This is a genomic window from Acinetobacter sp. RIT698 (assembly GCF_009668065.1).
Taxonomy (GTDB): Bacteria; Pseudomonadota; Gammaproteobacteria; order Pseudomonadales; family Moraxellaceae; genus Acinetobacter; species Acinetobacter guillouiae.
The window spans coordinates 32612-59194 of record NZ_WJYH01000009.1 but is presented as its reverse complement, the minus strand read 5'-3'; the positions used below and the strand labels follow the sequence as shown (position 1 = coordinate 59194).

At 38.6% G+C, this 26583-nt stretch carries 26 protein-coding genes and 4 tRNA genes; 21 read left to right on the top strand and 9 right to left on the bottom strand.

Translation table 11 applies throughout. The features are described 5' to 3' along the window. Positions 1 to 9: 9 nt before the first annotated feature. The 3 genes from rpoA (at position 10) to GJV03_RS05925 (ending at position 3091) form a co-directional block, all read left to right on the top strand. Positions 10 to 1017, top strand: coding sequence for a DNA-directed RNA polymerase subunit alpha (rpoA, locus tag GJV03_RS05935; protein ID WP_004816876.1), 1008 nt, complete (start codon positions 10 to 12; stop codon positions 1015 to 1017). Positions 1018 to 1035: 18 nt separating this feature from the next. Next, positions 1036 to 1401: a 50S ribosomal protein L17 gene (rplQ, locus tag GJV03_RS05930; RefSeq protein ID WP_004281488.1), complete on the top strand. Its 366-nt coding sequence runs from the start codon at positions 1036 to 1038 to the stop codon at positions 1399 to 1401. Positions 1402 to 1600: 199 nt separating this feature from the next. Further along, entirely contained in the window at positions 1601 to 3091 is a 1491-nt protein-coding gene (locus tag GJV03_RS05925; RefSeq protein ID WP_151956993.1) for an NAD(P)/FAD-dependent oxidoreductase, read from the top strand. A 161-nt stretch (positions 3092 to 3252) separates the two neighbouring features. On the opposite strand, the gene GJV03_RS05920 is transcribed toward GJV03_RS05925, so the two are convergent. Beyond that, entirely contained in the window at positions 3253 to 4425 is a 1173-nt protein-coding gene (locus tag GJV03_RS05920; RefSeq protein WP_004725731.1) for an acyl-CoA dehydrogenase family protein, read from the bottom strand. A 180-nt stretch (positions 4426 to 4605) separates the two neighbouring features. Here GJV03_RS05920 and GJV03_RS05915 point away from each other — a divergent pair, with 180 nt between their 5' ends. The 6 genes from GJV03_RS05915 to GJV03_RS05895 all read left to right on the top strand — a co-directional run bounded on the left by GJV03_RS05915 (position 4606) and on the right by GJV03_RS05895 (position 10181). After that, positions 4606 to 4863: a succinate dehydrogenase assembly factor 2 gene (locus GJV03_RS05915; RefSeq protein ID WP_004816878.1), complete on the top strand. Its 258-nt coding sequence runs from the start codon at positions 4606 to 4608 to the stop codon at positions 4861 to 4863. A 163-nt stretch (positions 4864 to 5026) separates the two neighbouring features. After that, entirely contained in the window at positions 5027 to 5254 is a 228-nt protein-coding gene (locus GJV03_RS05910) for a hypothetical protein (RefSeq protein WP_004725735.1), read from the top strand. Positions 5255 to 5456: 202 nt separating this feature from the next. After that, a complete protein-coding gene (locus GJV03_RS21430; RefSeq protein WP_004725737.1) occupies positions 5457 to 5618 on the top strand; it encodes a hypothetical protein in 162 nt (53 codons plus the stop codon). Between the two features lie 220 nt (positions 5619 to 5838). Further along, a complete protein-coding gene (locus GJV03_RS05905; protein WP_056512199.1) occupies positions 5839 to 6927 on the top strand; it encodes a hypothetical protein in 1089 nt (362 codons plus the stop codon). A gap of 66 nt (positions 6928 to 6993) precedes the next feature. Then, positions 6994 to 7566 carry a rhombosortase gene (gene rrtA / locus GJV03_RS05900; protein WP_154129671.1) on the top strand — a complete coding sequence of 191 codons (573 nt, stop codon included), beginning with the start codon at positions 6994 to 6996 and terminating at the stop codon, positions 7564 to 7566. A gap of 416 nt (positions 7567 to 7982) precedes the next feature. Then, the gene (locus GJV03_RS05895) at positions 7983 to 10181 is read left to right on the top strand and encodes a TRAP transporter large permease subunit (RefSeq protein WP_151956994.1); all 2199 of its coding nucleotides are present in this window, start codon (positions 7983 to 7985) and stop codon (positions 10179 to 10181) included. A 58-nt stretch (positions 10182 to 10239) separates the two neighbouring features. On the opposite strand, the gene GJV03_RS05890 is transcribed toward GJV03_RS05895, so the two are convergent. Beyond that, positions 10240 to 11019, bottom strand: a complete 780-nt coding sequence (locus GJV03_RS05890; protein ID WP_004725744.1) for a helix-turn-helix transcriptional regulator — start codon at positions 11017 to 11019, stop codon at positions 10240 to 10242. Between the two features lie 163 nt (positions 11020 to 11182). Here GJV03_RS05890 and GJV03_RS05885 point away from each other — a divergent pair, with 163 nt between their 5' ends. Further along, on the top strand, positions 11183 to 12103 hold the full coding sequence (locus GJV03_RS05885) for a DMT family transporter (protein ID WP_034614348.1): 921 nt from the start codon (positions 11183 to 11185) through the stop codon (positions 12101 to 12103). A 99-nt stretch (positions 12104 to 12202) separates the two neighbouring features. Here GJV03_RS05885 and GJV03_RS05880 read toward each other — a convergent pair whose 3' ends face one another. The 5 genes from GJV03_RS05880 to rnr all read right to left on the bottom strand — a co-directional run bounded on the left by GJV03_RS05880 (position 12203) and on the right by rnr (position 18289). After that, complete coding sequence (locus tag GJV03_RS05880) at positions 12203 to 12646, bottom strand: hypothetical protein (protein ID WP_004725747.1); 444 nt, start codon at positions 12644 to 12646, stop codon at positions 12203 to 12205. Between the two features lie 15 nt (positions 12647 to 12661). Next, entirely contained in the window at positions 12662 to 12871 is a 210-nt protein-coding gene (locus GJV03_RS05875) for a YheV family putative zinc ribbon protein (protein WP_171066870.1), read from the bottom strand. Between the two features lie 54 nt (positions 12872 to 12925). Next, complete coding sequence (locus GJV03_RS05870; protein WP_004725750.1) at positions 12926 to 14953, bottom strand: M3 family metallopeptidase; 2028 nt, start codon at positions 14951 to 14953, stop codon at positions 12926 to 12928. 92 nt (positions 14954 to 15045) lie between these two features. Continuing rightward, complete coding sequence (locus GJV03_RS05865) at positions 15046 to 15681, bottom strand: hypothetical protein (protein ID WP_105714574.1); 636 nt, start codon at positions 15679 to 15681, stop codon at positions 15046 to 15048. Positions 15682 to 15838: 157 nt separating this feature from the next. Further along, on the bottom strand, positions 15839 to 18289 hold the full coding sequence (gene rnr, locus GJV03_RS05860) for a ribonuclease R (protein ID WP_178283395.1): 2451 nt from the start codon (positions 18287 to 18289) through the stop codon (positions 15839 to 15841). Between the two features lie 264 nt (positions 18290 to 18553). On the opposite strand from rnr, the gene GJV03_RS05855 reads away from it, so the two are divergent. From GJV03_RS05855 to GJV03_RS05845, 3 genes are all read left to right on the top strand, one after another. Continuing rightward, a tRNA-Ser gene (locus GJV03_RS05855) sits at positions 18554 to 18643 on the top strand. A 15-nt stretch (positions 18644 to 18658) separates the two neighbouring features. Continuing rightward, positions 18659 to 18735, top strand: a tRNA-Arg gene (locus GJV03_RS05850). Positions 18736 to 18782: 47 nt separating this feature from the next. Then, positions 18783 to 18859: transfer RNA gene (locus GJV03_RS05845), tRNA-Arg, on the top strand. Positions 18860 to 18920: 61 nt separating this feature from the next. On the opposite strand, the gene GJV03_RS05840 is transcribed toward GJV03_RS05845, so the two are convergent. Beyond that, positions 18921 to 19871 carry a hypothetical protein gene (locus tag GJV03_RS05840; protein ID WP_154129670.1) on the bottom strand — a complete coding sequence of 317 codons (951 nt, stop codon included), beginning with the start codon at positions 19869 to 19871 and terminating at the stop codon, positions 18921 to 18923. 198 nt (positions 19872 to 20069) lie between these two features. On the opposite strand from GJV03_RS05840, the gene GJV03_RS05835 reads away from it, so the two are divergent. From GJV03_RS05835 to GJV03_RS05810, 6 genes are all read left to right on the top strand, one after another. Next, on the top strand, positions 20070 to 20267 hold the full coding sequence (locus GJV03_RS05835) for a hypothetical protein (protein ID WP_004816901.1): 198 nt from the start codon (positions 20070 to 20072) through the stop codon (positions 20265 to 20267). 202 nt (positions 20268 to 20469) lie between these two features. Further along, positions 20470 to 21129, top strand: coding sequence for an amino acid ABC transporter permease (locus GJV03_RS05830; RefSeq protein ID WP_216070496.1), 660 nt, complete (start codon positions 20470 to 20472; stop codon positions 21127 to 21129). Beyond that, complete coding sequence (locus GJV03_RS05825; RefSeq protein WP_004816904.1) at positions 21119 to 21784, top strand: amino acid ABC transporter permease; 666 nt, start codon at positions 21119 to 21121, stop codon at positions 21782 to 21784. Before GJV03_RS05830 ends, GJV03_RS05825 begins: the two co-directional genes overlap by 11 nt. A gap of 2 nt (positions 21785 to 21786) precedes the next feature. Next, a complete protein-coding gene (locus tag GJV03_RS05820; protein ID WP_004725765.1) occupies positions 21787 to 22518 on the top strand; it encodes an amino acid ABC transporter ATP-binding protein in 732 nt (243 codons plus the stop codon). Positions 22519 to 22583: 65 nt separating this feature from the next. Then, positions 22584 to 23486, top strand: coding sequence for a cysteine ABC transporter substrate-binding protein (locus GJV03_RS05815; RefSeq protein ID WP_154129669.1), 903 nt, complete (start codon positions 22584 to 22586; stop codon positions 23484 to 23486). 73 nt (positions 23487 to 23559) lie between these two features. Further along, on the top strand, positions 23560 to 24423 hold the full coding sequence (locus tag GJV03_RS05810) for a cysteine ABC transporter substrate-binding protein (protein WP_004725770.1): 864 nt from the start codon (positions 23560 to 23562) through the stop codon (positions 24421 to 24423). 69 nt (positions 24424 to 24492) lie between these two features. Here GJV03_RS05810 and GJV03_RS05805 read toward each other — a convergent pair whose 3' ends face one another. Beyond that, positions 24493 to 24930 carry a helix-turn-helix domain-containing protein gene (locus GJV03_RS05805; RefSeq protein WP_004725772.1) on the bottom strand — a complete coding sequence of 146 codons (438 nt, stop codon included), beginning with the start codon at positions 24928 to 24930 and terminating at the stop codon, positions 24493 to 24495. A gap of 105 nt (positions 24931 to 25035) precedes the next feature. Between GJV03_RS05805 and GJV03_RS05800 the strand changes: the two genes are divergently transcribed. Together GJV03_RS05800 and GJV03_RS05795 are read left to right on the top strand one after the other, a co-directional pair. Then, on the top strand, positions 25036 to 26295 hold the full coding sequence (locus tag GJV03_RS05800) for an MFS transporter (RefSeq protein ID WP_154129668.1): 1260 nt from the start codon (positions 25036 to 25038) through the stop codon (positions 26293 to 26295). Positions 26296 to 26425: 130 nt separating this feature from the next. Further along, positions 26426 to 26502: transfer RNA gene (locus GJV03_RS05795), tRNA-Arg, on the top strand. Positions 26503 to 26583: the final 81 nt, after the last annotated feature.

Below are 26583 nucleotides of genomic sequence, written 5' to 3'. Positions count from 1 at the left end.
GTAGCAATAATGACGCGTACTGCAAACGAGTTTCTAACTCCGCAAGCGATCAAGGTCGAAGCGGCAAGCGGGACCTCGGCAAAAGTGATTCTTGAACCATTAGAGCGTGGCTTTGGTCATACTCTTGGTAATGCTTTACGTCGCATCCTTTTGTCTTCTTTACCTGGCGCAGCCGTGGTTGAAGTAGAGATTGAGGGTGTCGAGCACGAGTACAGTACTTTAGAAGGCTTGCAGCAGGACATCGTCGAGCTCTTGCTGAACCTAAAAGGATTGTCTATTAAGCTGTTCGATCAAAACGAAGCATATTTGACATTGGAAAAACAAGGTCCTGGCGATGTAACTGCTGCTGACCTTCGTTTACCACATAATGTTGAAGTGGTTAACCCTGAACATCTGATTGGTACTTTAAGTGCTTCAGGCTCATTAAAAATGCGCTTGAAAGTTTCTCAAGGTCGTGGTTATGAAACTTCTGACTCTCGTTTCCCTGAAGGCGAAACGCGTCCTGTAGGTCGTCTACAGTTAGATGCTTCTTATAGCCCGATTAAACGTGTGTCTTACACAGTTGAAAATGCTCGTGTAGAACAACGTACTGACCTTGATAAGCTCGTCATTGATCTTGAAACGAATGGAACTGTAGATCCTGAAGAAGCTATCCGCAAAGCGGCAACAATCTTGCAACAACAAATTGCAATTTTTGTTGATCTTCAGAAAGATCAAGCTCCAGTTGCTCAAGAGCCACGTGAAGAAGTTGATCCAATCTTGCTTCGTCCAGTTGATGATCTAGAGCTTACTGTTCGTTCTGCTAACTGTTTGAAAGCAGAAAATATTTACTACATTGGTGATCTAGTACAGCGTACTGAGGTTGAGTTGCTTAAAACTCCTAACCTTGGTAAAAAATCGCTTACTGAGATCAAAGATGTTCTGGCTTCTAAGGGCTTACAGCTCGGCATGCGTTTAGAGAACTGGCCACCAGCTAGTCTCCGTATGGACGATCGTTTCGCCTATCGTAGCCGTTAATTAAGTAGGACTATCACCATGCGTCATCGTAATAGTGGTGTGAAATTAGGCCGTACCAGCAGCCATCGTAAAGCGATGTTTCAAAACATGGCTAATTCTTTGTTTGAGCATGAGTTAATTAAAACAACTGTGCCTAAAGCAAAAGAGTTACGTCGTGTAGCTGAGCCTTTAATCACTTTAGCTAAAAACGATACTGTAGCAAACCGTCGTTTGGCGTTTGCTCGTACTCGTTCAGCAGCAACAGTTGGTAAATTATTTACCGTTCTTGGCCCTCGTTACAAAGAACGTAACGGCGGTTATCTACGTGTTCTTAAAGCTGGTTTCCGTGCAGGTGATGCTGCACCGATGGCTTATGTAGAACTTGTGGATCGTGAAGTAAACTAATTACTCACGTCACAGAACAATCGGTTGTTCGAAAAAGGTCGGTGTTTCACCGGCCTTTTTTTATGCCTTTTTGTTGGACAATTTATGGTTTTGTCCCAAATTGACTTAAATTTCGTCAGAAAAATGCAAACTTGACATTGCGTATTGTCAGATTTGTGCTTTAATAAAAAAGTACTCTTAAAAAGGTTATAAAAACAACATGGAAAAGCAAGTTGATATTCTTATCGTTGGTGCAGGTATCTCTGGTATTGGTGTAGCTGCGCATCTTTCAAAACACTCACCACAACGTTCATTTGAAATTATTGAGCGTCGTGAGAGCTTCGGTGGTACTTGGGATTTATTTAAATATCCGGGTATCCGTTCCGATTCAGATATGTCTACTTTTGGGTTTAATTTTAAACCATGGCAAAAAGCCAATGTCTTGGCAGATGGCGCTTCGATTAAAGGCTATGTTGCTGAAGTTGTCGATGAATTTAAATTAAAAGATAAAATTCATTTTAATCAACGTGTACGTACTGCAAATTATGATTCATCAATTAAAAAATGGGTCGTACAAATTGAAGATGAAAATCAAAAACTCAATACGTGGGTTGCAAACTTTGTAATCGGATGTACGGGTTATTATAATTATGATCAAGGTTATCAACCTGATTATCCAGGTAAAAATGATTTTAAAGGCGAATTTATTAACCCACAATTTTGGCCTGAAAACTTAGATTATTCGGGTAAAAAAGTGGTGATTATTGGTAGTGGTGCAACAGCTATTACCTTAGTGCCTGCGATGTCAAAAGGTGGAGCAGGGCATGTGACCATGTTGCAACGTTCACCAACCTATATTGCTTCAATCCCATCTATTGATTTTGTTTATGACAAAATGCGTAAGGTTTTACCTGAAGATGTGGCATATAAGTTAACCCGTGCACGTAATATTGGTATGCAACGCGGTATCTATGCGCTTGCACAAAAACAACCGAAGTTACTGCGTAAGTTCTTACTCAAATCGATTGAAATGCAATTAAAAGGTAAAGTGGATATGAAACACTTTACCCCAACCTATAATCCATGGGATCAGCGTTTATGCGTTGTGCCAGATGGTGACTTATTTAAAATTTTACGTTCTGGTAAAGCCAGCGTTGAAACAGATCAAATTGAAAAAATTACCGCAACAGGTATCCAATTAAAATCTGGGAAGCATTTAGATGCGGATATCATCGTTTCAGCAACAGGTTTAGAAATCCAAATCTTGGGTGGTATCAAAGCGACAATTGATAATAAACCAATGAATACGTCTCAACACATGCTGTATCAAGGTGTGATGGTTAGTGATGTGCCAAATATGGCAATGATCATTGGTTATATCAATGCATCATGGACATTAAAGGTTGATATCGCAGGTGAGTATATTTGCCGTCTTGTAAACTATATGGACAAGAAGGGCTATGACGAAGTTATTCCTCAAGGTGATGCAACTGAATTGATGGAAGATACAGTGATGGGCAGTTTAAGCTCAGGTTATATTGCCCGTGCGGCGGATGTGATGCCGAAACAAGGTAAGCATGCACCTTGGAAAGTGTCGAATAACTATTTAGCAGATCGTAAAGAACTTAAAAATGCCAAGTTTGAAGATGGTATTTTAAAATTCCATAAGCGTGAAGCACAACTTGCAAAAAAGCCTAAACTGGTTTCTTAATCAAACCTAGAAATCACTCAACTAAGAAATAGCAAAATAAACAAGCTATGAAATAAACAAGGAGCGAAAGCTCCTTTTTTATTGCGACATAAAATTGATTTAAAAAGAATGTTTGGTGATAGAAAAAGGAGCCAAAGCTCCTTTAACAATGATCAGATAAATTATAAAGAACGGGAAATCAGTTCTTTCATAATCTCGTTTGTACCTGCATAAATACGATTTGCCCGATTATCGATATAAGCGCGTGCAATTGGATATTCCAGCATATAACCATAACCACCATGTAATTGAAGGCATTCATCAACCACATTAGAGAATACTTCTGAAATTTTGTATTTTGCGGCAGCTGCAGCATCAACACCTAATGTACCTTCAAGTTGTAATTCCATACAACGGTCGAGGTAAGCACGGCAGAAATCAATTTCTGTGCGCATTTCAGCAAGTTTAAAACGTGTATTTTGAAAAGCACCGATCGGTTTACCAAACGCTTTACGGTCTTTGGTATATTGAACGGTATGTGCCAGCGCTGCTTCTGCGCCTGCTTGACAGATAATCGCGACCAGCATACGTTCCCATGCCAACTCTTTCATCAGCATGATAAAACCCATGCCTTCCATACCCAATAAATTTTCTTTTGGCACACGAACATCTTCAAAGAACAATTCGCAAGTATCTTGTCCTTTCATACCAATTTTATTGAGTGGTTTTCCTTTGCTAAAGCCAGCACGGTCAGCTTCGACGATAATCAAAGATAGATTGGCAGAACCTTTCTCTGAACTGCCTGTTTTACATACGACAATTGCCATATCGCATAGATAACCATTGGTAATAAAGATTTTAGAACCATTGATTACATATTCATCCCCATCTAAAACGGCGGTGGTGCGAACACCTTGTAGGTCTGAGCCTGTTCCCGGTTCTGTCATCGCAATGGCTGTGACGGTTTCTCCAGAAGCCATTTTAGCAATCCAATGTTTTTTCTGTTCTTCATTACCAAAGTTGTTGATGTAGTTGGCAACAATATCTGAGTGCAAAGAAAAACCTGTAGAAGAATCCATTGCATAGGCTTGTTCTTCAATCAGAATCATACTGTAGAGGCGATCTACGCCATAGCCACCATATTCTTCAGGCATGGTTGCACAGAGCAGGCCCATTTCACCTGCTTTGTTCCATAAATCGCGATCTACATGTTGTTGCTGTTCATATTTAGCAATATTTGGCACAACTTCTTTTTCATAAAATTTACGTACTGTTTCACGAAAAGCATCGTGATCGGAATTAAACAATTTACGAGGCAACATATTGGTTAAAGGTCGGATAGCACCTGATTGCATTTTTATAATATCCATATGAGTTTTAGTGAGTTGAAATTATGTGAATTGCTTATTTGTCGCAATGAGATGAATGCTCAAAACTCATTTTTAAATGATGAATTTGGTCATTTAGAAGAATTTAGCGAGAAATTGATCGGGAATCGGGTAAACTAAGTCAGAATTAACCATTGGGGGAAAATGATGTCAGAAGAACTTACTTTAGAAGAACGTAAAGTGATTTATCGTGCTCGTCGCGGTTTAAAAGAGATTGATGTATATTTTGACCCATACGTAAAACAATATTACTTAGCAGCAAGTGCGCAGGAAAAAGCCTTGTTTAAAGAGTTAGTTGATCAGGAAGACCCAGATTTATTGGATTGGTTTATGGAAGTTTCAGAGCCACCTCGACCTGAACTCAGAAGCTTGATCAATAAACTTAAAGATTATGTCCACGGATGAGTTAAAAACTCACCAACGATATCAATTCAAACCCAGTCGTATTGCACTGGGTTTTCAACTTTTGTGTTTAACAATTATTTTTATAGTGCTGTACTCCATTATTACTGTATGGATAAGTGTATTACTGCTGTTGTTGGCATGCTTCAGTCTAAAAATATTTAGAATGCGTCCACAAGTCCGAAGTTTAGAACATTTTGATTTAGATCAGTGGACCCTACAATATGAGGATTCCAATCAAATTCATCATGTACAAATTCAGCAAATGATTGATCATCGATTTTATATCGCAGTGTATTTTTGTGAGAAAAACAATAAAAGTTTAATTATTTGGCAAGATCAAGTGAGCAAAATACAGTGGAAATCTTTAAAATCTCGGGTTAAATTAAGTTAATTGTCTAACAAATATAAAAAATCTAATTTTAATTTAATTTAAATAAAACATAGCTTTATTTATATTTTTGCTTATTTAATATTCATTGTTAGACCAAATATATACAAAATAGCGCAATTGTAAAATTGTCCGACAATTATCTCTGTAAAAATCTGATCTTGCATGTAAATTAAAACGACCAACAGCGAGGAGGAATTTCCAAATGGGTGAAATTCATACGTTTTGGTTCTTAGTGGTTGCAATTGTTTTTGCAATTATATTTGGAAGACTAGGAACTATGCTGAGGGAACAGATTGAGAAAGCTAACGCTAACAGTGTTAACGGTAGCAAATTTAAAAGACTTAAAACCAATAAACTCTCTTAAAGAGTTTACCTTTTAACAAGTAGCATGTGCTGAACCGTCGCAATGCTACTTTTTTTTGCTTAAAATTTGTATAAAAACCAGATCAGGTCAATTGAATACTTTCTATATTGTGGCAAATTCTTCAGATGAAATTAGAGCTATTACTCTGTTATTCAGAGATTGCATCTGATATTGTTATTTTAAAAGGGATATAAACACAATTATATAGAGGACAGGAAGTATGTCTAAGGTCCACAAGCTTGGTCAATTGATGCTGACCGCTGTTGTTGCCTCATCTGTGTTATCAGGTTGTTCATATGTTGTAAAATCAGGTGCCAATGTTGCGCTTGGCTTTAGTGAAAAACATATCGTCCCACCCATTTTGGCGGGCAATGATACTGATATGGCATGCAACTCAGGCAATGCGTTAACGCCAGCGATTATGGCAACAAAAGATATGGGGGCCGACCCAACCCGTATGGCAGTATTGTTATATTCAGCTGCGGGGATGTGTGCAGAAAATCGTGCTTTGGATGCAGAACTCAGATATTTACGTGCTTCAAAAGACGGTAAAGTGACTGAAGCGCAAGATGCTCGTATAGAACAAAAACGTTGGGCAGCCCTTGCCGCAGAACGTCAATACACGGGTTATCAATTATTTGCAGAACGTTGGCAGGCAAAATATAAATATACTTTAGGTGATTCTTGTCCAACCATGCGTAAGGACTTAGATCAAACCATCTATTTAATTGGTATGCTCAGTGGTTTGCAATCGATGACCAATGACATTAACTCTGGCGGTGCAGTGAATGTACCGAAAGATATTGCTGCGATTGTCGAACGTGGTATGGCATGTTTAGACAATAACAAATTCTGGGGTGCGCCAATGGCGACACGTGCAGTGATTTGGATATTGTTACCAGGTGCAGGAGATGGTAAGCCTGATCCAACACAGACCTTACAACAATCAATGCAAATCGCAGAACAGAAAGGTGTTCGTTTAGCATTTGCAATGAATGCCGTTGCAGCGCAAGCCAGTGGTGATGATGCTAAATTAAGAGCGGCGTTAAAAGCCTATGCCGCATCGCGTGCAGATGATAAGCCAGTAAACCCTGAATTTAGATTATTAGATGGTATGGCCGGTCAAATGGTTCAAGGTATTGCCGATCGTTATTGGACGGAACATACCGGTGTTCGTGCAGCAGATGATGGAATGACCACATTCTGGGATGAACAAGCCTCTACGGGTGATGATGAATTGTTTAATGATTTACCTGCACCGACTGAAGAGCCAAGTGCTTCAGCTGACGAACCTGCAGCAAATCCATAGTATTCAATTGCATGAATTGGTTAGAATAGAGGAAGAGCGACAGCTCTTCTTTTTTTATGGTGTAGCATGGAACAACACAAGTTAGATAAAAATATATTGTTTATTGCAACCAGTATCATTTTTTTTGCAATTCTTCAGCTTTTTCAAACTCATTTCATTTATCAGCACGATGTTTTTTTAAGCCAGCCTTGGCGCTGGTGGACAGGGCATTGGGTTCATGTGGGATGGATTCATTATGTTTTAAATGTTTTAGCTTTGGCTTGTTTACCCTTTTTATTTCCAAACATTAAAAAGCAAGTTTTTATTGCTTTATTGCTTATTTTATCGCCTTTACTCAGTCTCTGTTTTTATCTGATTTATCCTCATATTTTTGCTTATGCAGGTTTGTCTGGTATTCTTCATGGTCTGTTTGTATTTTGTGCAATCGTCAGTTTAAAAGAAAAGCCAGAACGAAATTTTGCCTTCATCGTATTGTTATGCATCTTCGGCAAAATCGCATGGGAACATTTTTTTGGTGCACTACAAACTGAACAATTGATTGGTCATCCTGTTTTAATACAGGCGCATTTGCTTGGGGTGATTTTTGGAAGTATTTGTGCCATCTTGAGCTTAATTTTTCGACTTAATGTTATGAAATAGACAATGAATCAAGAATATTATTTGTATGAAGTATTATTCTATAAAATTTCATTATTTTGATGAGGTTAAGCACATAGAAGTGTAAAGATATTTAAAAAATAAATTTGAATGAATACTTTGTAATGAATGGATGCTGATTCTCATTTGTGGTTAATTATGTGAATGTTACATCTATTTTAGTTGTAAAAAATATAAGTACTTAGTTGTTTTTTCACATTTAATGATAAGACTATAGATGAGTTGACAAAAAGCTCGCCAAAAAAATTAATCTTTGTCATGTTTTTCTTAGGAAAATTAGGGCAAATTTGAGTGGTGATGATAGGAATGGGTATTGGTAAAGGATTTTACCTCTCACCTAATAATAAAAGATAAGCTGTGCAAGCGATTGTACACTGGTTATAAAAACTGGAATAACAATGCAAGAACCTGTAAATAATAGATCGGGATTAGGTCTACTCAGTTATCTCTGGAATGAGTGGTTCTCAACCTTTTCCATCCTTATTCTGCTTCTCCTGACCTTGATCATTGGGACAGGGGATATGATTCATGGGCAAATGCTTCGTTTAGGTGAACGCCTATATGGAGATGAAAAAATAGGAATGCAATATTCCTTTTTACGTGCTGAGCCCAACAAACCTTCATGTGACCGCAATGTAGATATCGATAAGCTTGTCAAAGAAAAAATGCAACAGGAAGCCAGTGATCCTGATGCGGCATTTTTTGGTTTAACACCAGAAGCAGATGTTCGCGCTTCATTCGTTTCAGCTCAAACGGATTGTGAACAGAAGTATGCGTTCTATGATAAATCGATCAAACATATGGAAGATCATCCATCCCTTCGTTCATATCGTTCGATGGAAACGGGTTTCTTCTGGATATTGAAATGGGGCTCTGAACATCGCGTACTCATCCTGATTTTGATGGTGGTGATTGCTGCAATTACAGCATCATTGAAGATGCATCATATTGGGCTACGTCCAGCGCGTACTAAGCTTGATTTTAAAGTCTATAATATTGCGATGGTACTGGGGAATGCCTTACTGAGCTTCTCGGTCATTAGCCAATATCGTTCAGTACTCAATTCTGGTGTTGAATCGACCCTTGAAACGATTGGAGTCTATTGGCTATGGATGATCCTGTTCGTTGTCTTGACAGTCATCAGCCTGTTTAAATTATTCCGTACACCAGAAAATGCTGAAGAAGGCGGTAAATTTGGCCTTGCGCTGTTGAGCATACCTTTATATGCCTTTATGGCAATTGTGACAGGTATTGCGTTTACTTTCTTTATGGACTACCCAATGGGGCAAGGTATTTACCTTGGCTTGTTGACTGAATTTTCAAATATCTTCCTTAATTTAGCACTGTTTATTTGGGCAGGGATGTTATTGACCCAAACACGCGTGATGGATCTTTTCTTGGCGATTCTTCGTCCTTGGAACTTAGCGCCTGAAACGTTGACGTGGATCATTTTGATTGGTGCAGCAATTCCAACCGCATATACAGGTGCTTCGGGAATCTTCGTTGTTGCTGCTGGTGCGATTATCTATAAAGAAGTGTGGAATTCAGGTGCACGTCGTCAATATGCATTGGCTGTTTCGGCAATGTCAGGTTCACTGGGTGTTGTATTACGTCCGTGTCTCTTGGTGATTTTAATTTCAATGCTGGATAGCCGTCATGTAACTTCAGACGAGTTATTTGATCATGGTATTTATGTATTCTGGTTAACCGCATTTATTTTCTTAGGGGTGTCGTTATTCCTTGCAGAGAATAAGTTCCGTATTAACTCACCGAAAACTGCTGTCCCAGGTATGTTGCGTGCTTTCGTTCCAGTGCTTCCATATATCTTGATTGTTGCTGTCGTGATTGGCTTCTATCAGTTTGGTCTGGACACGAAAATGGATGAATTTACTGCACCTGTAATTCTTCCAATCATGTTATTGGCATTTATTTTATTTGATAAGTTATTTGGTAATAAATTACCGATACCAGAAAACCCAAATAAAGCGCTTGCTCTAGAGCATGAAAAAAATTCTGAATACTTACGTGAGCATGGTGATACCGCTGAAACAAAACGTGGCTTCCGTAGCGCAATTCGTTTTGCAACATCGGAAAGTGTTGGTCATATTGGTGCGTTAATTATCCTGATGGCGTTGTCTGCAAGTGTTGGTGGTCTGATTGAACGTAGTGAAATCGTGACCATGGTTCCAACGCATCTGGGTAGTATCTTGGTGACACTTGGCTTTATGGCATTGTTACTTGCATTAATTGGTATGACAACAGATCCATTTGGTGCGGTGATTCTTGTTGCTGCGACGATTGCGCCAGTTGCATTTGAAAATGGTATTCATCCGATTCACTTCTGGATGATCGTACTGGTTGCATTTGAGTTTGGTTATGTTACGCCACCTGTTGCGCTCAACCATTTGCTGACGAGGCTCTCAGTCGGTGATGCAGAGGTTGCCGCCGCCGATGCTGAGGCAAAAGCCAAATATACAAGCTTCTACTATCGTTATGAGCGTTGGATTTTGCCAATCGTGGTGCTGTTCTCAGCATTGGTGATTGTGACCTATGCGCCGTACATGTTTAACTTGTTTGACTGGTATGCCAGTAAATAATTGAATGTCTAAAAAGCGCCTTCGGGCGCTTTTTTTCTGTCTGTGGCTTTGAATAGATTTAGTGATCTTTAAATTGAAACTGCTGAATGTACTCACTCGGCGTCAAGCTGGTTTCACGTTTAAACATGGCACTAAAGGCACTGGCACTGTCATAGCCCAAATCAAGTGCAACATTGAAAATAGATTTATTCATTGCCAAATCAGTCATGGCTTGCATCAGCCTTGCCTGCCGTACCCAATGACTAAAATGCATATTGGTTTCTTTCTGAAAATGCCGAGTAAGGGTTTTCGGACTAACATGTAAAAATTGGGCGGCATGTTCGAGTGTCCATGTATGGCTGAGATCAAGTTTGATTTCAGCACAAAGCTTTTGCAATTTAATATTTTGTGGCTCAGGTAAGTTAAATGGTAGAACAGGGAGAAGCTCCAACTCATCTAAAATTAGTTCAAGCAATCGTGCTTCACGACTTTGAGGATGGATTGTGGTTTGAATCTGCATCGCTGAGCGAATAAGCTCTTTTAGCAGAGGCGAGATCGTGACAACACGACATTCATTGACTAATTTTGAACGCGCATCTGGCTCAATAAATACACCATAAGCTTGCACATCACCACTGATCAGTAAGGCATGAGCCTTATATGCTGGAATCCATACACCGCGTCCCGGTGGCGTGACCCATGTTCCTTCTGTCGTTTGAATACGGAGAACACCAGAAAGCGTATGAATCAGTTGGATACGTTCATGGCTATGCCAATCTTCAATATGCCCATGGGAATAATTTTCAGTAAAGGCATAAATTGGATAATCTAAAAATCCATGATCATAATTATTCCCCACGATTTACTCCTCAATCAATACGGCACTGCCAATCATATATTCGTGGAATTGCTTAGACCTCAAGCATAATGTCCTTTTTACGATAATTATTGTCATTTTGTCGTACAAATACAAAATGATTATTTTTTAACATGGTTGAATCTTTCTGTATAGGCAGAGCAGCATGTTTCAAAAAGCTTATTTCTACCCATTGTTCGCCATTTTATTTTGGGCTGGAAATGTGATTGTGTCTAAAATGGCAAGTCATGCAATTTCACCTGTGGCGATTACATTTTATCGTTTGGTTTTTGCGCTCGCGGTGATGAGTACTTTTGTATTGATTCCCACTTGGAAAAATCGCCATATTATTCGCCAGTATTGGAAACATTTGGCTTTAGGTGGATTTCTTTCTGTATCCTTATTCCAATTTTTGTCTTATCAAGCAGCGACAACCACAACAGCGACCAATATGGCGATTGTGACAGCATTGATTCCATTATTGACGATTATTTTAAGTACATGGATTTTAAAAGATCAGATTAGCTATGGCTTAGTGATCGGAGGCTTCTTATCATTCTATGGCATTTTGTATTTATTGAGTCATGGGCATATTGCCCAAGTTTTTAGCCAAGGTATGCATCTTGGAGATGGCTTGATGTTGCTTGCCGCAATTGGCTACGCCTTATATGGTGTGCTGTTAAAACGTTGGAAAATGCCGATCCCTGCATGGCAATCGAATTTTGTGATGTCGAGCTTTGCCATCTTATATGTTTTGCCGTTTTTTATCTTTTTACCCGCATCACAAATGCAACTGAATCAACAGACCATTCCTTTGATTTTGTATGCCAGTATTTTCTCATCGATTTTATTGTCTTATCTATGGATTGAAGGTGTAAGACATTTGGGACCCAATAAAAATAGTATTTTTATGAATTTATTGCCTGTGTTTACAGCTTTAATTGCCGTGGTGCTCTTGGGTGAACATTTACAAGTTTTTCATTTGGTTGGTGGTGGTTTAACACTCTGTGGAATTTTATTGGCGCAAATTATCCAAAAGCCAATCCAATGGAAAAAATCAACACAGCAGTCATTGGACTCACTTTAAAATATTGAAATGTCTATTGTTCAAATTGAAAAAAGCCTTAACTTATAAAGAGGTTAAGGCTTTCTGATATCAGATCGTCATTTTTGCCCATGATCAAAATTATTGATTTTGTGCCGCCATTTGCTGTTGAAGTAGCTTGATTTGCTCTTCCTTAAGTTTAATCAATTGATCCGCATCAGCATGTTGTGATTTGAGGTTTTGTTGCTGATCATCAAGTTGTTTTTGGATATCTTCTAGTTTAGCCACTTCTTCTTTAGCTAAACTGGCATTTTCAGGAATTTTATCTTTTAAAATGGATGCTTTGACCAATTCTACATTGGCAGCCTCTGAAGCAGCACTTTGTTCAACAGGCGTTGCCACAGGGGGTGCCGTTGCTTCCACTTTCTTCGCAGCAGGTGTAGTCTGATTCAATGGCTCATTGATTTGGGTGCTTTCAGAGGTGTTATTTAACCAGAAAAAAATAGCAATTAAAACGATAACTGCCCCCAACCCGCCTGCAATAATCCACATTAATTTTGAATTGTTTCTTTGTTCTATATGCATTTTATTCGGTCCGATCTATTTTGAAGAGCGAGGCTTGAATTGAATGACCCCAATTTCATCAGGTATAGCAGGTTCTTCAGGCGCATCTACATGGGTAGGGCGATTTTCAGAATATCCACACTCGATGCATTCAATCCATTCAGCATCGCCTTGGGTGAGCATAACAATACGATCCATCGCTTCACATTTTGGACATTTTGCACCAGCAATGAAACGACGTCTAATATTCATACACCCACCACACTTTAAACAATTTTGGCCGTTAGTTTAAGCGTTTTTTTAGCTATTCGTCCAACCTTGATGACGTAATAATGCATCTATTTTAGGTTCACGACCACGGAAATTGATAAATGCATCAAGTGCTGTATCTTTTCCGCCAACTGCAAGGATTGCCTTACGGAACTCTTGTCCAGTTTGGGTATTAAACACACCTTCATTTTCAAAGCGGTCAAAAGCATCACTTGCTAAAACTTCTGCCCATTTATAAGAATAATAACCCGCAGCGTAACCACCCGCAAAAATATGGCTAAAGCCATTTTGGAAGCGGTTATAAGGTGCTGTTGCTAAAACAGCATACTTCTGGCGAATATCATCTAAAGTGGCTTGGATTTGTTCGGCATTTAGTGCAGGTGTAAGTTTATGAATGGTTAAATCGAACAGTGCAAACTCAATTTGTCGTAAAGTTTGCATACCTGACTGGAAGAAACGAGCATCGAGTAATGCTTTTAAAAGATGCTCAGGAAGTGAGTCTTTAGATTCAATATGTTCACTGATTAAAGCCAAGCTTTCCGTATCCCATGTCCAAAATTCCATAAACTGGCTAGGTAACTCCACTGCATCCCATGCAACGCCGTGCGTTCCAGCAACTGCAATATTGTCTACTTCGGTCAACATATGGTGTAAGCCATGACCAAACTCATGAAATAAGGTATTCACTTCATCATGCGTTAATAGGGCAGGCTGATCACCGACAGGCGGGGTAAAGTTCCCAACCATATAGCAGATTGGTTTTTGTAACCCCGTTTCGGTTTGCATACGCGAGCGGAAACCACTCATCCATGCACCACCACGTTTACCGTTACGTGCATAGAGGTCAAAGTAAAAACCACCAATCACAGTGCCTTGGTCTTCTAGTTCATAATAATGAGCATCTGTATGCCAAAGTGGTGCTTGGCGTTCAATGACTTGAATTCCATATAAACGATTGACCACATTAAATAAGCCTTGAATCACTTTAGGCGCAGGGAAGTATGGTTTTAAATCTTCCTGAGAAAGGTTGAACTGTTGAACTTTTAGTTTTTCAGAATAATAACTGCTGTCCCAAGGTTTTAGCTCATCTATGCCATCTTGTTTGGCAATGGCTTTGAGTTCTTCGATTTCTTTTAATGCAGGTGTACGTGCATGTTCTGCTAAATCAACCAGAAATTGATCAACAGTGGCCACATCGGGTGCCATTTTTGAAGCAAGTGAGTATTCTGCAAAATTGTCAAAACCTAAAAGCTTGGCCATTTCCTGACGTAAGCTGAGGATTTCAACCATCACGGGTGCATTGTCAAATTGCGTATCGCTGGCTTGATCTGAGGCGCGTGTAACATAAGCGTGATAGATTTCTTCACGGAGCGCGCGATCTTCTGCATAGGTCATGATGGCCAAATAAGATGGAATATCTAAGGTAGCAACAGGCTGATCTAGTTCGCGTTGTTGACCATATTGTTTGAGTAATTCAATACTGCCTTGCGGTAGACCTTTAAGCTGATCCGTGGTTAAAGTTTTGCTATAGGCTTGAGTTGAATCCAAAACATGATTAGAAAAATCTGAAGACAGTTGTGATAATCGTGCTGAAATTTCTGCATAGCGCTTTTTAGCCTCACCTTCGAGGGCAACACCTGAAAGTTTAAAATCACGTAAAGCCAGCTTAATTGCACTTTGTTGCGCCGTTGGCAAGTCGCTAAAAATCGCATGATCATAAACATTTTGATAAGTTTGGAACAAGGCAACGTGTTGACCGATCTGAGTGTAGTATTCACTTAGACTTGGCAATAAGGCTTGATAGACTTCACGCGTTTCAGTGTTATTCATCACTGCATTGAGGTGTGACAAAATTCCCCAAGATTCACTCATGTTATTTTCAAGTGAATCTACATTTTCGATCACTGCAAGTTGTTGTTGAATGCTTTCAGGGACTTGGACCAAGTCATTTAAAAAGTTTTGACCGTCTTGGATGGCTTTTTCAATATTTTGTTTGAGTTGATCTAAACTAATTTGATCAAATTGCGGTACTGGCAACGTTGCCTGTTCTAGTGTCATGAGCTTTATGCCAAATCATTTCTTAAGTTATAGATAGATGTAGGGCTTCTGGCAGGGGAAATCAAGGTGTGACAATAAAATTAACACAGATGTTAATGGACTTGTTTGGTTTTGAGGTTGTATTCAAAAGGGATAGAATATGCGCCCGCATCAAAACTGATGCCCAAAATATCTTTTTTAAGATAAAAGCCATTTGCATTTTTTAGCGCAATAAAATTTCGATCTTCAGCATAGTATCGGTATAGGTATTGCAGATCTGCGCTATCACAGTCATTAGACGTTTTAGAAAGCGTTGCTGTTTTATTTTCAATACATGGGTCAAGTTGCTGAGCAATTTCATTTGAGATTTGTGCTGCAGACAATTGATATTTTTGTAGTATTTGGGACAATGTTGCGAACTGTTTATTTTTTAAATCGATCACGTAATACTTTTCACGAAAATAGCTTCGTCCGCCTTCAATTTCTAAATGAGTATAAACACTTAAATAGTTTTGATCCTGATAGATCTTTCCTGAACTAAAGTCGATACGTGTAGCATCATCTGCCAAAAGTTCGTGTTTGATCTGTTGGTTGATTTTTTCAAAACCTTTGCCTTGGATAAAGGGAAAATTTCCTGAAAAGTTTATGTATTTTGAAGGAATCGCTTGGGTTGTAAAGGTGATGGTTTCAGCAGAAGCTATACAGCTGAGTAGCAGTATTGAGAGTGATAGTATATTTTTAATTTTCATGCTGTTATTTCTAGAGTTATTTGAGTCGCTATAGATGCATTATAAAACAAGGAAGACTCTATGAGGGTACAAGAAAAGTATTTTTAGACGTATTCAAATTTAAAATTTTAATGATAAAAAAGAGAGCCGAAGCTCTCTGATTTTGTGGTAAGTAAAATTACTCAGTCTTTGCTTTTGCGTTCGACTTTTTCTTTTTTGCTTTAGCCTTTTTCTTCACTTTATCTTTAGCCTTTGTTTCAGGCTGAGTTGCAGCACTTTTTCCAGGTTTTTTATTGTAAGAGCTGGGTTTTCCTTTGGGCTTTTTCTTTCGAATGGGACGTTCCCCATCTTCGCTGGCATTCCCACTGTCAGATTCAGATTTAACTTTGACAGGACGTTCAGAAAAAACTTCTTCTTTGGCAACGGGTTTTGCAACACGTGGTGCACGACTACGGATTACACGGCCCGCATGCGACAGTTGTTGTAACAATTCAAAATCAATCTTACGTTCTTCTAGGTTAACCCCAGCAACTTTGATCTTGACTTCGTCACCCAAGCCAAAGGCTTGACCACGATTTTGACCGACTAAATTTTGACTAACTTGATCATAAACAAAGTAGTCATCGCCCAATTGACTCACGTGAATCATACCATCCACATATAAGTCTTTTAGGGTTACAAATAAACCAAATTCAGCGGTTGCACTGATCACACCAACAAATTCTTCGCCTAAATGTTGCTGCATATAGTGACATTTCAGCCATGAAGTAACCGAACGCGAGGCTTCATCTGCACGACGTTCAGTTGCAGAGAAATGTTCACCCGCATCTTCTAACGCCGCACCTGAAAGTGGATACTTTTTGTTGGTTAAACTGGCTTTAATCGCACGATGTAATAGCAGGTCAGGGTAGCGACGAATTGGTGAAGTGAAATGGGTATATGCTTCATAAGCCAAGCCATAGTGCCCCACATTTTTTGGACCATAGTAGGCTTGCATCATTGAACGTAACAACACCGCATGAATACTCGGTGCATCAATACGATCTTTGGTTGCTTCAATCACCGTTTGGTAATCGGCTTGTGTCGGTTGGTCAGGGAATTTAAAGCCCAATAATTTTACAAAGTCTTTTACTTTTTGAATGCGTGAAAACTCTGGTGCTTCATGCACACGGTACAACATTGGAACTTCATTTTTTAAGCAATATTCCGCTGCTGCAACGTTAGCAAGCAACATACATTCTTCAATAAGCTTATGCGCAACATTACGTGAACGCGGTAAAATTTCTTTAATTCCACCCAATTCATCAAAAGTCATGTAGGTTTCAACGGTTTCAAATTCCATTGCATGACGTTGTGCACGTAAACCTTTTAAGGTTTCATACAATTGGTAGAGCGTATTGACCGATTTACGGACATCACGATCTTCAGGAATCGCATTGCTGTCGCCATCCAAATATTGTGCAACTTGGGTATAGGTTAAACGTGCTTTTGAATGCATCACTGACGGATAAAATTCAAATTTAGTCACTTTACCAGCACGACTTAAATTTAAATCACACACCATGCATAAACGGTCAACATGTGGATTTAAAGAACATAAGCCATTTGAAAGTGCTTCAGGCAACATTGGTAATACATAGTGTGGGAAATACACCGATGTACCACGTTCTTGCGCTTCATCATCTAAAGGTTTACCAACACGGACATAATGACTGACATCTGCAATCGCGACAACGACACGATAGCCACCACCAGGACGTTTTTCCGCATAGACTGCATCATCGAAATCACGTGCGTCTTCACCATCAATGGTGACTAAAGGCAAATCTCGTAAATCTATACGGCCTTGACGATCTTTTGCAGAAGGTTCTTTAAATGCTTCAGCTTCTTTGATGACTTCTTCTGGGAACTCATAAGGTAAACCATATTCTAAAATGGTTTGCGGGATAATGATTTCAGTATCTGCTTTATCCGCCATTGACTGAATCACATGACCTGTCGCAAATTCATCTCGAGTTGGATAGTCATCAATTTCAACACGTAATGCATCGCCGACTTTGGCTTTGGCATGTTCAATCAGTTCTTTTTCTAAAGTTATGGGTTGATGTGCATTGGGAGGTGCAGGTTGAATAAAGTATTCACCTTCAAATTCTGCAACTTTACCGATCAATTGTTTAACTCGACGTTGAGTCACTTCGGTAATATAGCCCCAAGCTTTACCTTTACGGTCTACAGAAGTTTGTTGGACTTTAACGCGGTCACCATGGAAGACTTGACGTAATTCGCGCTCAGGCAGAAGGAATTCATCTTTCTTACCATCTAAGCTTGCAACGCCTAAACCTTTAGCGTTGACATAAACAGTAGCGTCTAGGGTAGGTTGATCTGCCATCAGCTGATATTTAAAACCATCTTTCATCAACTGACCATCACGGACCATTGCACTTAAACGATGGCTGAGCGCATCTATACTTTTTTGATCGACAATTTCAAGCAGTTCAACAAGATCTGCATGTGACAATGCTTCTTGTTTTCGTTCAATGATTTCTAAGATAAGGGTACGACTTGGAATGGGATTGTCGTAACGCTCAGCTTCAGCTTTGGCTTCAGGATCGACCCAATTTTTCATGATGTATTTGGTTTCTAGTCAGAAGATAGGATTAGCATAAGACATACAGTGGAATACTGCACGTAATTGATTGCAATATTGTGTTTTTAATTTAGTTTTTAGAGAAAATTTCTAGGTATTTGTAGATTGTGATTATTTTGCAGCATAAAAAAACAACAAAATGATGGAAATCGCTTAAAAAGTATTTAATTGAGTAAATTTCTCTATTTTTTTTAATGTCATCACTTGCCGAATCGGGTTTTAGTTTGTATTATGGCGGCTCGTTACGGTGAGATGGGTGAGTGGCTGAAACCACATCCCTGCTAAGGATGCATACGGGTAACTGTATCGAGGGTTCGAATCCCTCTCTCACCGCCAACGATTACTTATGACGCGCTCATAGCTCAGCTGGATAGAGCACTTGGCTACGAACTAAGGGGTCGGGAGTTCGAATCTCTCTGAGCGCACCAATAAGTTAATCATGATGTAACGAATGCCTTTTGGCAACACAAGTATTGCGCTCATAGCTCAGCTGGATAGAGCACTTGGCTACGAACTAAGGGGTCGGGAGTTCGAATCTCTCTGAGCGCACCAACTTGAAGAATTAACGGTATACGTTGCGGTTTTTTTGTGCCTGAAATTTAGGTCGATGATTTTAGGCCGGTGATTTTAGTTGGTTGAATATATTAATTCTCTTGGCTATTTTTCGAAAAATAAAATAGCTAAATGCAATAAGCCCAATAATAATGCTAGTTATCTCTAAATAGGAAAAAGTGCTAATTTTAAAAAGAAAAAAGATGCTGATTAAACTTAGACTAAGCCACAATAAACAGAAAAATAGCATTTCATTAAAGAAGAATACTTGAAAGAGCCATTTGCGTAATGCCTTATTTTTAATTCGCGTCAGAAATAAAAACCGATGTTTAAAACCGAATGAACTGTTTGGCGAGATTTCAGCTTTGGACAGCAGCATTCGATAAAAATGGATCTCATCAAAAGACGCATTGAGTTTATTTTTAACAGGCTGTTGTGTCTTTTCATGATTATTTAACCATCTATCCACCTCAAAACAGGGCAGTAAAGACTCTCCAAAACCATCGATATCTAAATATCGATTTTGTGGTGTTTTAAGTTCAAAAGATTTTGGCAGCCAATATTTGGATGGTGATGGACTTTTGGGATCTCGATGTTTTTCTTCGATGAAATGGATCATATCCACCATTTCATTGTTAGCTTCTATGCTAAATGGATCAATCATCATTGCCATAATATCGGTAATATTAAGCTCGACTGAAAATGTTGGAGTACGTTGTAAATATTGTAAAAATGATTGCGCTAAAGTTGCTACTTTTTCATCATTATAGAGTACTGACCATATATTGAGTCTGGATTTAAACGTTTCACAGCTTTTTAAGATCGTTGCCCGAAAGACGTAATAGCTTAAGCCATCTTCATCTTGAAGAGTGGTAATGTCTTCAACTTTAAATAAGGCCAACCAAAATAATGGAATAGAGTATTTAACTGCTTGATAGGTTTCATTTTCATCCATTTCACCCGTGGTTCTATCGAGATTGGATGAAATTAAAAGTGCTGAGTAATGTCCCATTGTTTCCTTTTATCATCTGAATTTTTATAGGAATATTTATGAAATAATAGTACAGGATTGATTGATGTGGAATTTAAATAAAATGAATTTTATTATTTTTTGCACGTCTATTCTTGTCGCAGAGTAAGGATTGAAACATCTATTCTAGAGCTAAAAACTTTAAAATAATAAAATAACCGAAGCTTTAGAAAGAAGAACATGAAGAAATATACAGATGGATATTATATTTACCAGCATGTTGATTTTATTTGTCATTTCAACCTGCAACAGTGTGATGGCTGTAATCGCACGCTGACAGGTTTTGTCTATGAACTGCAAATCCAAAGTTTAGAAAATGAATCTGTCATCTTCTGTGCTGAATGTATGGAATTGTTAGACGTGGTGAATGCCGAATAATTGCTTCGGATTGATGATTGTCCAATTTTAACTACGCTTATTTTTTCATTGTAAAAAAGTAAGCATTATCCAGCATTATTTTTATAGAAAAGCTTATCTGATAATCATATTTATTTAGAAAAAATTCTCACTGTAAGATAGTTCCAAATCATTTTTTCTGCTTTAGAGCGTAACAATAAAATAATTATTTTGGACGATTTCTTTGAATTGGCAATATATCTACAGTGTGATGCCACAGTTTGCTTCGGCAATGGTGACGACACTCAAAATCTCAATCATCAGTATTATTCTCGCAATATTGGTTGGTTTAATTTGCAGTATTCTCATTACCTATCGGGTACGGGGCTTTGACAAAATTGCCAAAATTTACATTGAATTATCACGCAATACGCCCTTATTGATTCAGTTATTTTTTCTCTATTACGGTTTACCAAAACTGGGGATTAAAATTGATGGATTTAGCTGTGGGGTCATTGGTCTAACTTTTCTAGGTGGAAGCTATATGGCTGAAGCCTTTCGTGCGGGTTTACAAGCTGTGGCCAAAGGGCAAATTGATTCGGGTGAAAGTATTGGACTGAATCCACTGCAAGTTTTTCAATATGTGATCTTCCCTCAAGCTCTAGCAATTTCAATTCCTGCAATTGGTGCAAATTGTTTATTTCTGATTAAAGAAAGTTCTGTGGTGAGTGCCATCGCGGTGGTGGAACTATTGTTTGTCACCAAAGACTTAATTGGTATGGATTATAAAACCACAGAAGCATTGTTTCTCTTGATCATGTCTTATCTGATTATTTTATTGCCTGTGTCTATTCTCACCAGTTATCTGGAATACCGCAGTCGGAAGGTGAGCCATGGAATTTGATTATTTGTTTCAACCTAGCCACCTTGCACGATTACTGGAAGGGCTGTGGGTTACTGCAAAAATTGCCTTTATATCAGTATTTTTTTCAGCAATTTTTGGCACGATTTTCGGTGTCATTATGACGTCAAAAAATTTACTGATTAAAAGTTTGTGTCGATTGTATTTAGAAGCGATTCGGATTATTCCAATTCTGGTTTTATTGTTTGTTTTCTATTTTGGCTTTGCAACATGGTTTAACTGGCAGCTCTCAGCGGTACTGGTATGTATTGTGGTTTTTGTATTGTGGGGGACTGCTGAAATGGGCGATTTAGTCCGTGCTGCCATCACATCGATAGATCAACATCAACGCGATTCTGCACATGCACTTGGCCTGAGTCCTATCCAAACTTTGGGCTATGTGATTTTCCCGCAGAGTTTAAAAAGAGTCACGCCGGGCGCAATCAATTTATTCACGCGTATGATTAAAACCAGCTCCTTGGCAGTGCTGATTGGCGTGGTCGAAGTGATTAAAGTTGGACAGCAAATTATTGAAAATTCGCTGTTAATTGTTCCGAATGCATCTCTTTGGATTTATGGTTTGATCTTTATTTTATATTTTATCATTTGCTATCCCTTATCCCGTTTAGCGACGCATTTAGAAAAAGTTTGGGAGTAATCATGACTTTGTTATCTATACAACATTTACAGAAATCATTTGCAGAAAGTCATATTTTACAAGGCATAGATTTGGACGTAAAACAGGGTGAAGTCGTGGTGATCCTTGGTCCATCGGGATGTGGGAAAAGCACATTGTTGCGTTGTATCAATGGCTTGGAAAAAATTCAGGGTGGCACAATCAATTTAGCTGGCTCAGGTGTATTGGGCAAAGATTTAGCGTGGGTGGATGTACGTCAAAAAATTGGCATGGTGTTTCAAAACTATGAACTTTTTGGGCATATGAATGTGATTGATAACATTTTATTAGGCCCTTTAAAAGTTCAAAAACGAACAAGAGCTGAAGCTGAGAAAGTCGCAGACGAATTATTGAAACGTGTCGGTTTATACGATCGTAAGCGAGATTATCCGCGACAGTTATCGGGTGGGCAAAAGCAACGTATCGCAATTGTGCGTTCATTGGTGATGCAGCCTCAAGTGATTCTGCTAGATGAAATCACCGCTGCTTTAGACCCTGAAATGGTCCGTGAAGTATTAGATGTGGTTTTAAAACTTGCACATGAAGGAATGACCATGTTGATCGTGACTCATGAAATGTCTTTTGCCAGAAAAGTCGCAGACCGAATTATTTTTATGGATAAAGGCAAAATTATTGAGCAAGCCACACCTGAACAATTTTTTGAGCATCCACAGACTGAACGGGCAAAAGCCTTTTTAAATATGTTGAATTACTAACAGTAATTTAGACATCAATATTCACCCTAATAGCAACACATAATGATCTATAAAAATGAGGATGTATGGCTTTATCTTATTTAACTCAACCATCGATTTTTTTTAATATTTCCAACGTTGTTCGAACATTGAGTGTGGGCTTATGTATGGGAATGTTGAGCGCATGTAGTCAGCCAACTGAACCAAATGCATCAGCGGAGCAAAATACCCAGAATGATCAATCTTTAGATCAGATTAAAAAGCAGGGCGTGTTTCGTGTGGCTGTTTTTGCAGATAATCCACCATTTGGTTATGTGGACAGTGCAGGTAAACCACAAGGTTTTGATATCGCTTTAGCAAAAAGAGTGACCAAAGATTTGCTTGGGGATGAAAATAAAGTTGAATTTGTGGTGACTGAGGCTGCTAATCGGGTGGAGTTTTTAAAATCGGGTAAAGCAGATGCGGTATTTGCCAGCTTTTCAGTCACTCCTGAACGTAAACAAGTGGTTGATTTTGCTCAACCGTATTTAAAGGCTGCTTTAGGCATCGTATCGCCTAAAGCCAAGACGATTACAGATATTCAGCAGCTTGAAGGCAAAACCTTGATCGTCAATAAAGGCTCGACATCAGATATTTATTTCACTAAGAATTACCCAAAAATTAATTTATTAAAGTTTGAACAAAATACTGATGCCTTTAATGCATTGAAAGATGGTCGTGGTGATGCAATTTCTCAAGACAGTACTTATGCCTTGGCATGGGCAGCTGAGAATCCAACATTTACGGCGGGAATTCAACAAATTGGTAATCAAGACTTTATTGCACCTGCAGTGAAAAAGGGCAATAGCCAACTTCTAAATTGGCTCAATACTGAAATTTCAAGCTTACAAAAAACAGGTGAAATTCAGAAGATTTATGATCAGACCTTAAAGCCTGTTTACGGTGGAACTGTGGATGCTCAAGTCTTTTTGGATGTGACACCGAAATAAAAATTGCATTAAAGCGTTTAACTATGAAAAGAAATCATTGTTTAAATATGAAAATAGATCAGAGGAAAATTAAATGAATATATCAATAAAACAGCTGACTCATCTACTTGCGGCCTCAGTGCTTAGCTTAGGGTTAGCGGCGTGTAATAAAAACGCGTCAACAACTGAAAAAGCTGCTGAACCTGAAAAAACCAGCTCAAGTATCGAGCAAATTAAGAAAAATGGTGTGGTTCGTATCGGGGTGTTTAGTGATAAGCCGCCTTTTGGTTACTTGGACGCACAAGGTAAAAACCAAGGTTTTGATGTGGAAATTGCCAAGCATGTTGCCAAAGACCTATTGGGAGATGAAAACAAAGTTCAGTTTGTTTTAACGGAAGCTGCCAATCGTGTGGAGTACCTTAAAGCCAATAAGGTGGATATTATTTTTGCCAATTTCACCGTGACACCTGAACGCAAGGAAGTTGTCGATTTTGCCAAGCCTTATTTAAAGGTTTCTTTGGGCGTTGTATCACCTAAAGCTAAGCCGATTACAGATATTGCGCAGCTTAAAGACCAGACTTTATTGGTCAATAAAGGCACGACAGCAGACTCATTCTTTAGCAAATCACATCCTGAAATTAAATTACAGAAGTACGAGCAGAATACAGAGACCTTTGATGCGCTGAAAGATGGACGTGGTGTGGCTTTGGCACATGACAATTTATTGGTACTGGCTTGGGCAAAAGAGAACCCAAATTACACCGTGGGTATTACCAGCTTAGGTCAGCATGATTTAATTGCACCTGCAGTCAAAAAAGGCGATAAAGAATTATTGGATTGGTTGAATCAAGACTTAGAAAAATTATCTAAAGCAGGGGTTATCCAGCAAGCCTATGAAAAGACGTTAAAACCTGTCTACGGTGATAGCATTAATCCAAAAGATTTATTGGTTGAGTAAAACCCTTAAAACTTAAGTTTGCTCTTTTAAAAATATCATCGACTTTAACTGGGAAAACATGATTTGCATTTAATTGATCTTTTTCACAAAGGTCTCTTGTGCAAGTAGATGTTTTCCTTTTTTTGTCATAGGTTGCATAAGTGCCAATTCATCACCTGTGTTTTTCTCAAGTAAAATAGAATGTGGTTGATCCTCAGCAAATAAAAATTGCTCACCCCATTGACGTAATGCCACGATGATCGGGAACAGTGCGTAACCTTGTTCAGTGAGCACATATTCCAAATAGGCTGAGCCATTAGAAGCGGGTTGGTTCTTTAGAATTTGAGCATCAATAAGTTTAGCCAAACGATCAGATAAAATATTTTTGGCGACATTTAAATTTTTTTGAAAATCACTAAATCGTTTTACCCCATCAAAAGCTTCGCGAATGATCAATAAAGCCCAACGATCTCCAATCAATTGCACTGACCGTGCAACTGGGCAAGCTTCATATCTGTCTTGATTCATCAGTCGTTCCTTTCATCTTAAAAAATAGACTATAAATCTAGTTGCAATTTAAAACAAGATTGCGTAATTTAATCTGGTTGCAAATTAAAACCAGATTGGTGCAAAATGAACAAAACAGATCATCATCAGCGCAATAAAACAAGAGAGCAAAAGCAATCCCATCTTTCTCCAGCCTTGGTGATGCTGTTGGCGTGTGCTGCTGGATTGAGTGTTGCAAATGTTTATTATGCACAGCCATTGCTGGATTTGATTGCCCAAGATTTTAAATTAGATTATTCGTGGGCGGGGTTAGTTGTTTCATTGACTCAAGTGGGATCAATCATTGCATTAATTTTTATTGTGCCTTTAGGCGATTTATTACCACGAAAATCTTTGATGTTGTTTCAGTCCATCATTTTATGCCTAGCTTTAATCTTGTTGGTTTTTTCAGATCATATTTTCACGTTGTTATTGAGTATGCTGATTGTGGGCATGTTGGGCACAGCGATGACCCAAGGCTTAATTGTTTATGCATCAGTTTTGGCAGCTGCTGATGAACGTGGCAAAATCGTCGGTACAGTCCAAGCTGGTGTGTTGATTGGCATACTTTTATCTCGGGTACTGTCTGGTAGTTTAGCGGATTGGTTTGGATGGCAAGGGGTATATATATTCTCTGTACTATGTATGAGTATGATCAGTGTGTTTTTATGGAAATACTTAGCTGTTATCCGTATCGAAAAAGATCCTATTCAGCAATCTACTTATTCCCAGATGATCTTTTCATTGTTTGAACAATTGTTTAAAAATAGAGTGTTACAGATTAGAGGCGTACTTGCTTTCATCATTTTCGTCAATTTAAATCTGTTTTGGAATGCTCTGGTGTTTCCTTTATCTGTTCAGCCTTTTGAATATTCACATAGCTTGATTGGTTTTTTAGGCATTATTGGTGCTATCGGTGCAGTTATGGCAATCCGTGTTGGTGGGTTGGCTGATCGAGGCTATGCGCAGCGTGTTACACAATATGCGTTTCTATTACTGATTGGAGCTTGGCTCATTTTAACCAGCTTATATTTTTCAATTTGGATTTTTATTTTAGCGATTATTTTATTCGATGTGGCCATTCAATCAGTTCATGTGATTAATCAAAGTCTGATCTTCCAAGCGGATATTCGATTACATGGGCGATTGGTTGGCGCTTATATGTTGTTTTATGCATTGGGCAGTGCTGTGGGATCATTACTGGCAACAACACTCTATGGTCATTGGGGATGGTATGCCGTGTGTGCGGCTGGAGTCCTATTGAGTGTAGTTGGCTATTTATTTTGGTTGTTTACTGAAAAATATTTAATTCAATTTCAAATGAAACAGCATGCAAGCAGTGTATAAATGCATAAATCCTAGGTTTTTTGTCGATTTAAAGATAAATAGCCCAAATACTAAACACTTGGTGTTTAACTATTGAAATAATCCTTAACAAAAAAATGAAAAGGCGTATAATGCGTCCCATCAAGACGTCGCGCTCATAGCTCAGCTGGATAGAGCACTTGGCTACGAACTAAGGGGTCGGGAGTTCGAATCTCTCTGAGCGCACCAACTTGATAAAATATTTAAAAAACCGCTTTATTGCGGTTTTTTTGTGCCTAAAAATGGCACAATGAGCGAGATAATAAAAAT

Excerpts from the sequence above, each read along its gene's own strand:
- GJV03_RS05920 (WP_004725731.1), bottom strand. The coding sequence starts at position 4,425 with ATGCAATCAGGTGCTATCCGACCTTTAACCAATATGTTGCCTCGTAAA.
- GJV03_RS05925 (WP_151956993.1), top strand. The coding sequence starts at position 1,601 with ATGGAAAAGCAAGTTGATATTCTTATCGTTGGTGCAGGTATCTCTGGT.
- GJV03_RS05835 (WP_004816901.1), top strand. The coding sequence starts at position 20,070 with ATGAAGAAATATACAGATGGATATTATATTTACCAGCATGTTGATTTT.
- rplQ (WP_004281488.1), top strand. The coding sequence starts at position 1,036 with ATGCGTCATCGTAATAGTGGTGTGAAATTAGGCCGTACCAGCAGCCAT.
- GJV03_RS05870 (WP_004725750.1), bottom strand. The coding sequence starts at position 14,953 with ATGACACTAGAACAGGCAACGTTGCCAGTACCGCAATTTGATCAAATT.
- GJV03_RS05885 (WP_034614348.1), top strand. The coding sequence starts at position 11,183 with ATGTTTCAAAAAGCTTATTTCTACCCATTGTTCGCCATTTTATTTTGG.
- GJV03_RS05820 (WP_004725765.1), top strand. The coding sequence starts at position 21,787 with ATGACTTTGTTATCTATACAACATTTACAGAAATCATTTGCAGAAAGT.
- GJV03_RS05915 (WP_004816878.1), top strand. The coding sequence starts at position 4,606 with ATGTCAGAAGAACTTACTTTAGAAGAACGTAAAGTGATTTATCGTGCT.
- GJV03_RS05800 (WP_154129668.1), top strand. The coding sequence starts at position 25,036 with ATGAACAAAACAGATCATCATCAGCGCAATAAAACAAGAGAGCAAAAG.
- GJV03_RS05840 (WP_154129670.1), bottom strand. The coding sequence starts at position 19,871 with ATGGGACATTACTCAGCACTTTTAATTTCATCCAATCTCGATAGAACC.
- rpoA (WP_004816876.1), top strand. The coding sequence starts at position 10 with ATGACGCGTACTGCAAACGAGTTTCTAACTCCGCAAGCGATCAAGGTC.
- GJV03_RS05865 (WP_105714574.1), bottom strand. The coding sequence starts at position 15,681 with ATGAAAATTAAAAATATACTATCACTCTCAATACTGCTACTCAGCTGT.
- GJV03_RS05815 (WP_154129669.1), top strand. The coding sequence starts at position 22,584 with ATGGCTTTATCTTATTTAACTCAACCATCGATTTTTTTTAATATTTCC.
- GJV03_RS05895 (WP_151956994.1), top strand. The coding sequence starts at position 7,983 with ATGCAAGAACCTGTAAATAATAGATCGGGATTAGGTCTACTCAGTTAT.
- GJV03_RS05825 (WP_004816904.1), top strand. The coding sequence starts at position 21,119 with ATGGAATTTGATTATTTGTTTCAACCTAGCCACCTTGCACGATTACTG.
- GJV03_RS05905 (WP_056512199.1), top strand. The coding sequence starts at position 5,839 with ATGTCTAAGGTCCACAAGCTTGGTCAATTGATGCTGACCGCTGTTGTT.
- GJV03_RS05880 (WP_004725747.1), bottom strand. The coding sequence starts at position 12,646 with ATGCATATAGAACAAAGAAACAATTCAAAATTAATGTGGATTATTGCA.
- GJV03_RS05805 (WP_004725772.1), bottom strand. The coding sequence starts at position 24,930 with ATGAATCAAGACAGATATGAAGCTTGCCCAGTTGCACGGTCAGTGCAA.
- GJV03_RS05810 (WP_004725770.1), top strand. The coding sequence starts at position 23,560 with ATGAATATATCAATAAAACAGCTGACTCATCTACTTGCGGCCTCAGTG.
- rrtA (WP_154129671.1), top strand. The coding sequence starts at position 6,994 with ATGGAACAACACAAGTTAGATAAAAATATATTGTTTATTGCAACCAGT.
- GJV03_RS05910 (WP_004725735.1), top strand. The coding sequence starts at position 5,027 with ATGCGTCCACAAGTCCGAAGTTTAGAACATTTTGATTTAGATCAGTGG.
- GJV03_RS21430 (WP_004725737.1), top strand. The coding sequence starts at position 5,457 with ATGGGTGAAATTCATACGTTTTGGTTCTTAGTGGTTGCAATTGTTTTT.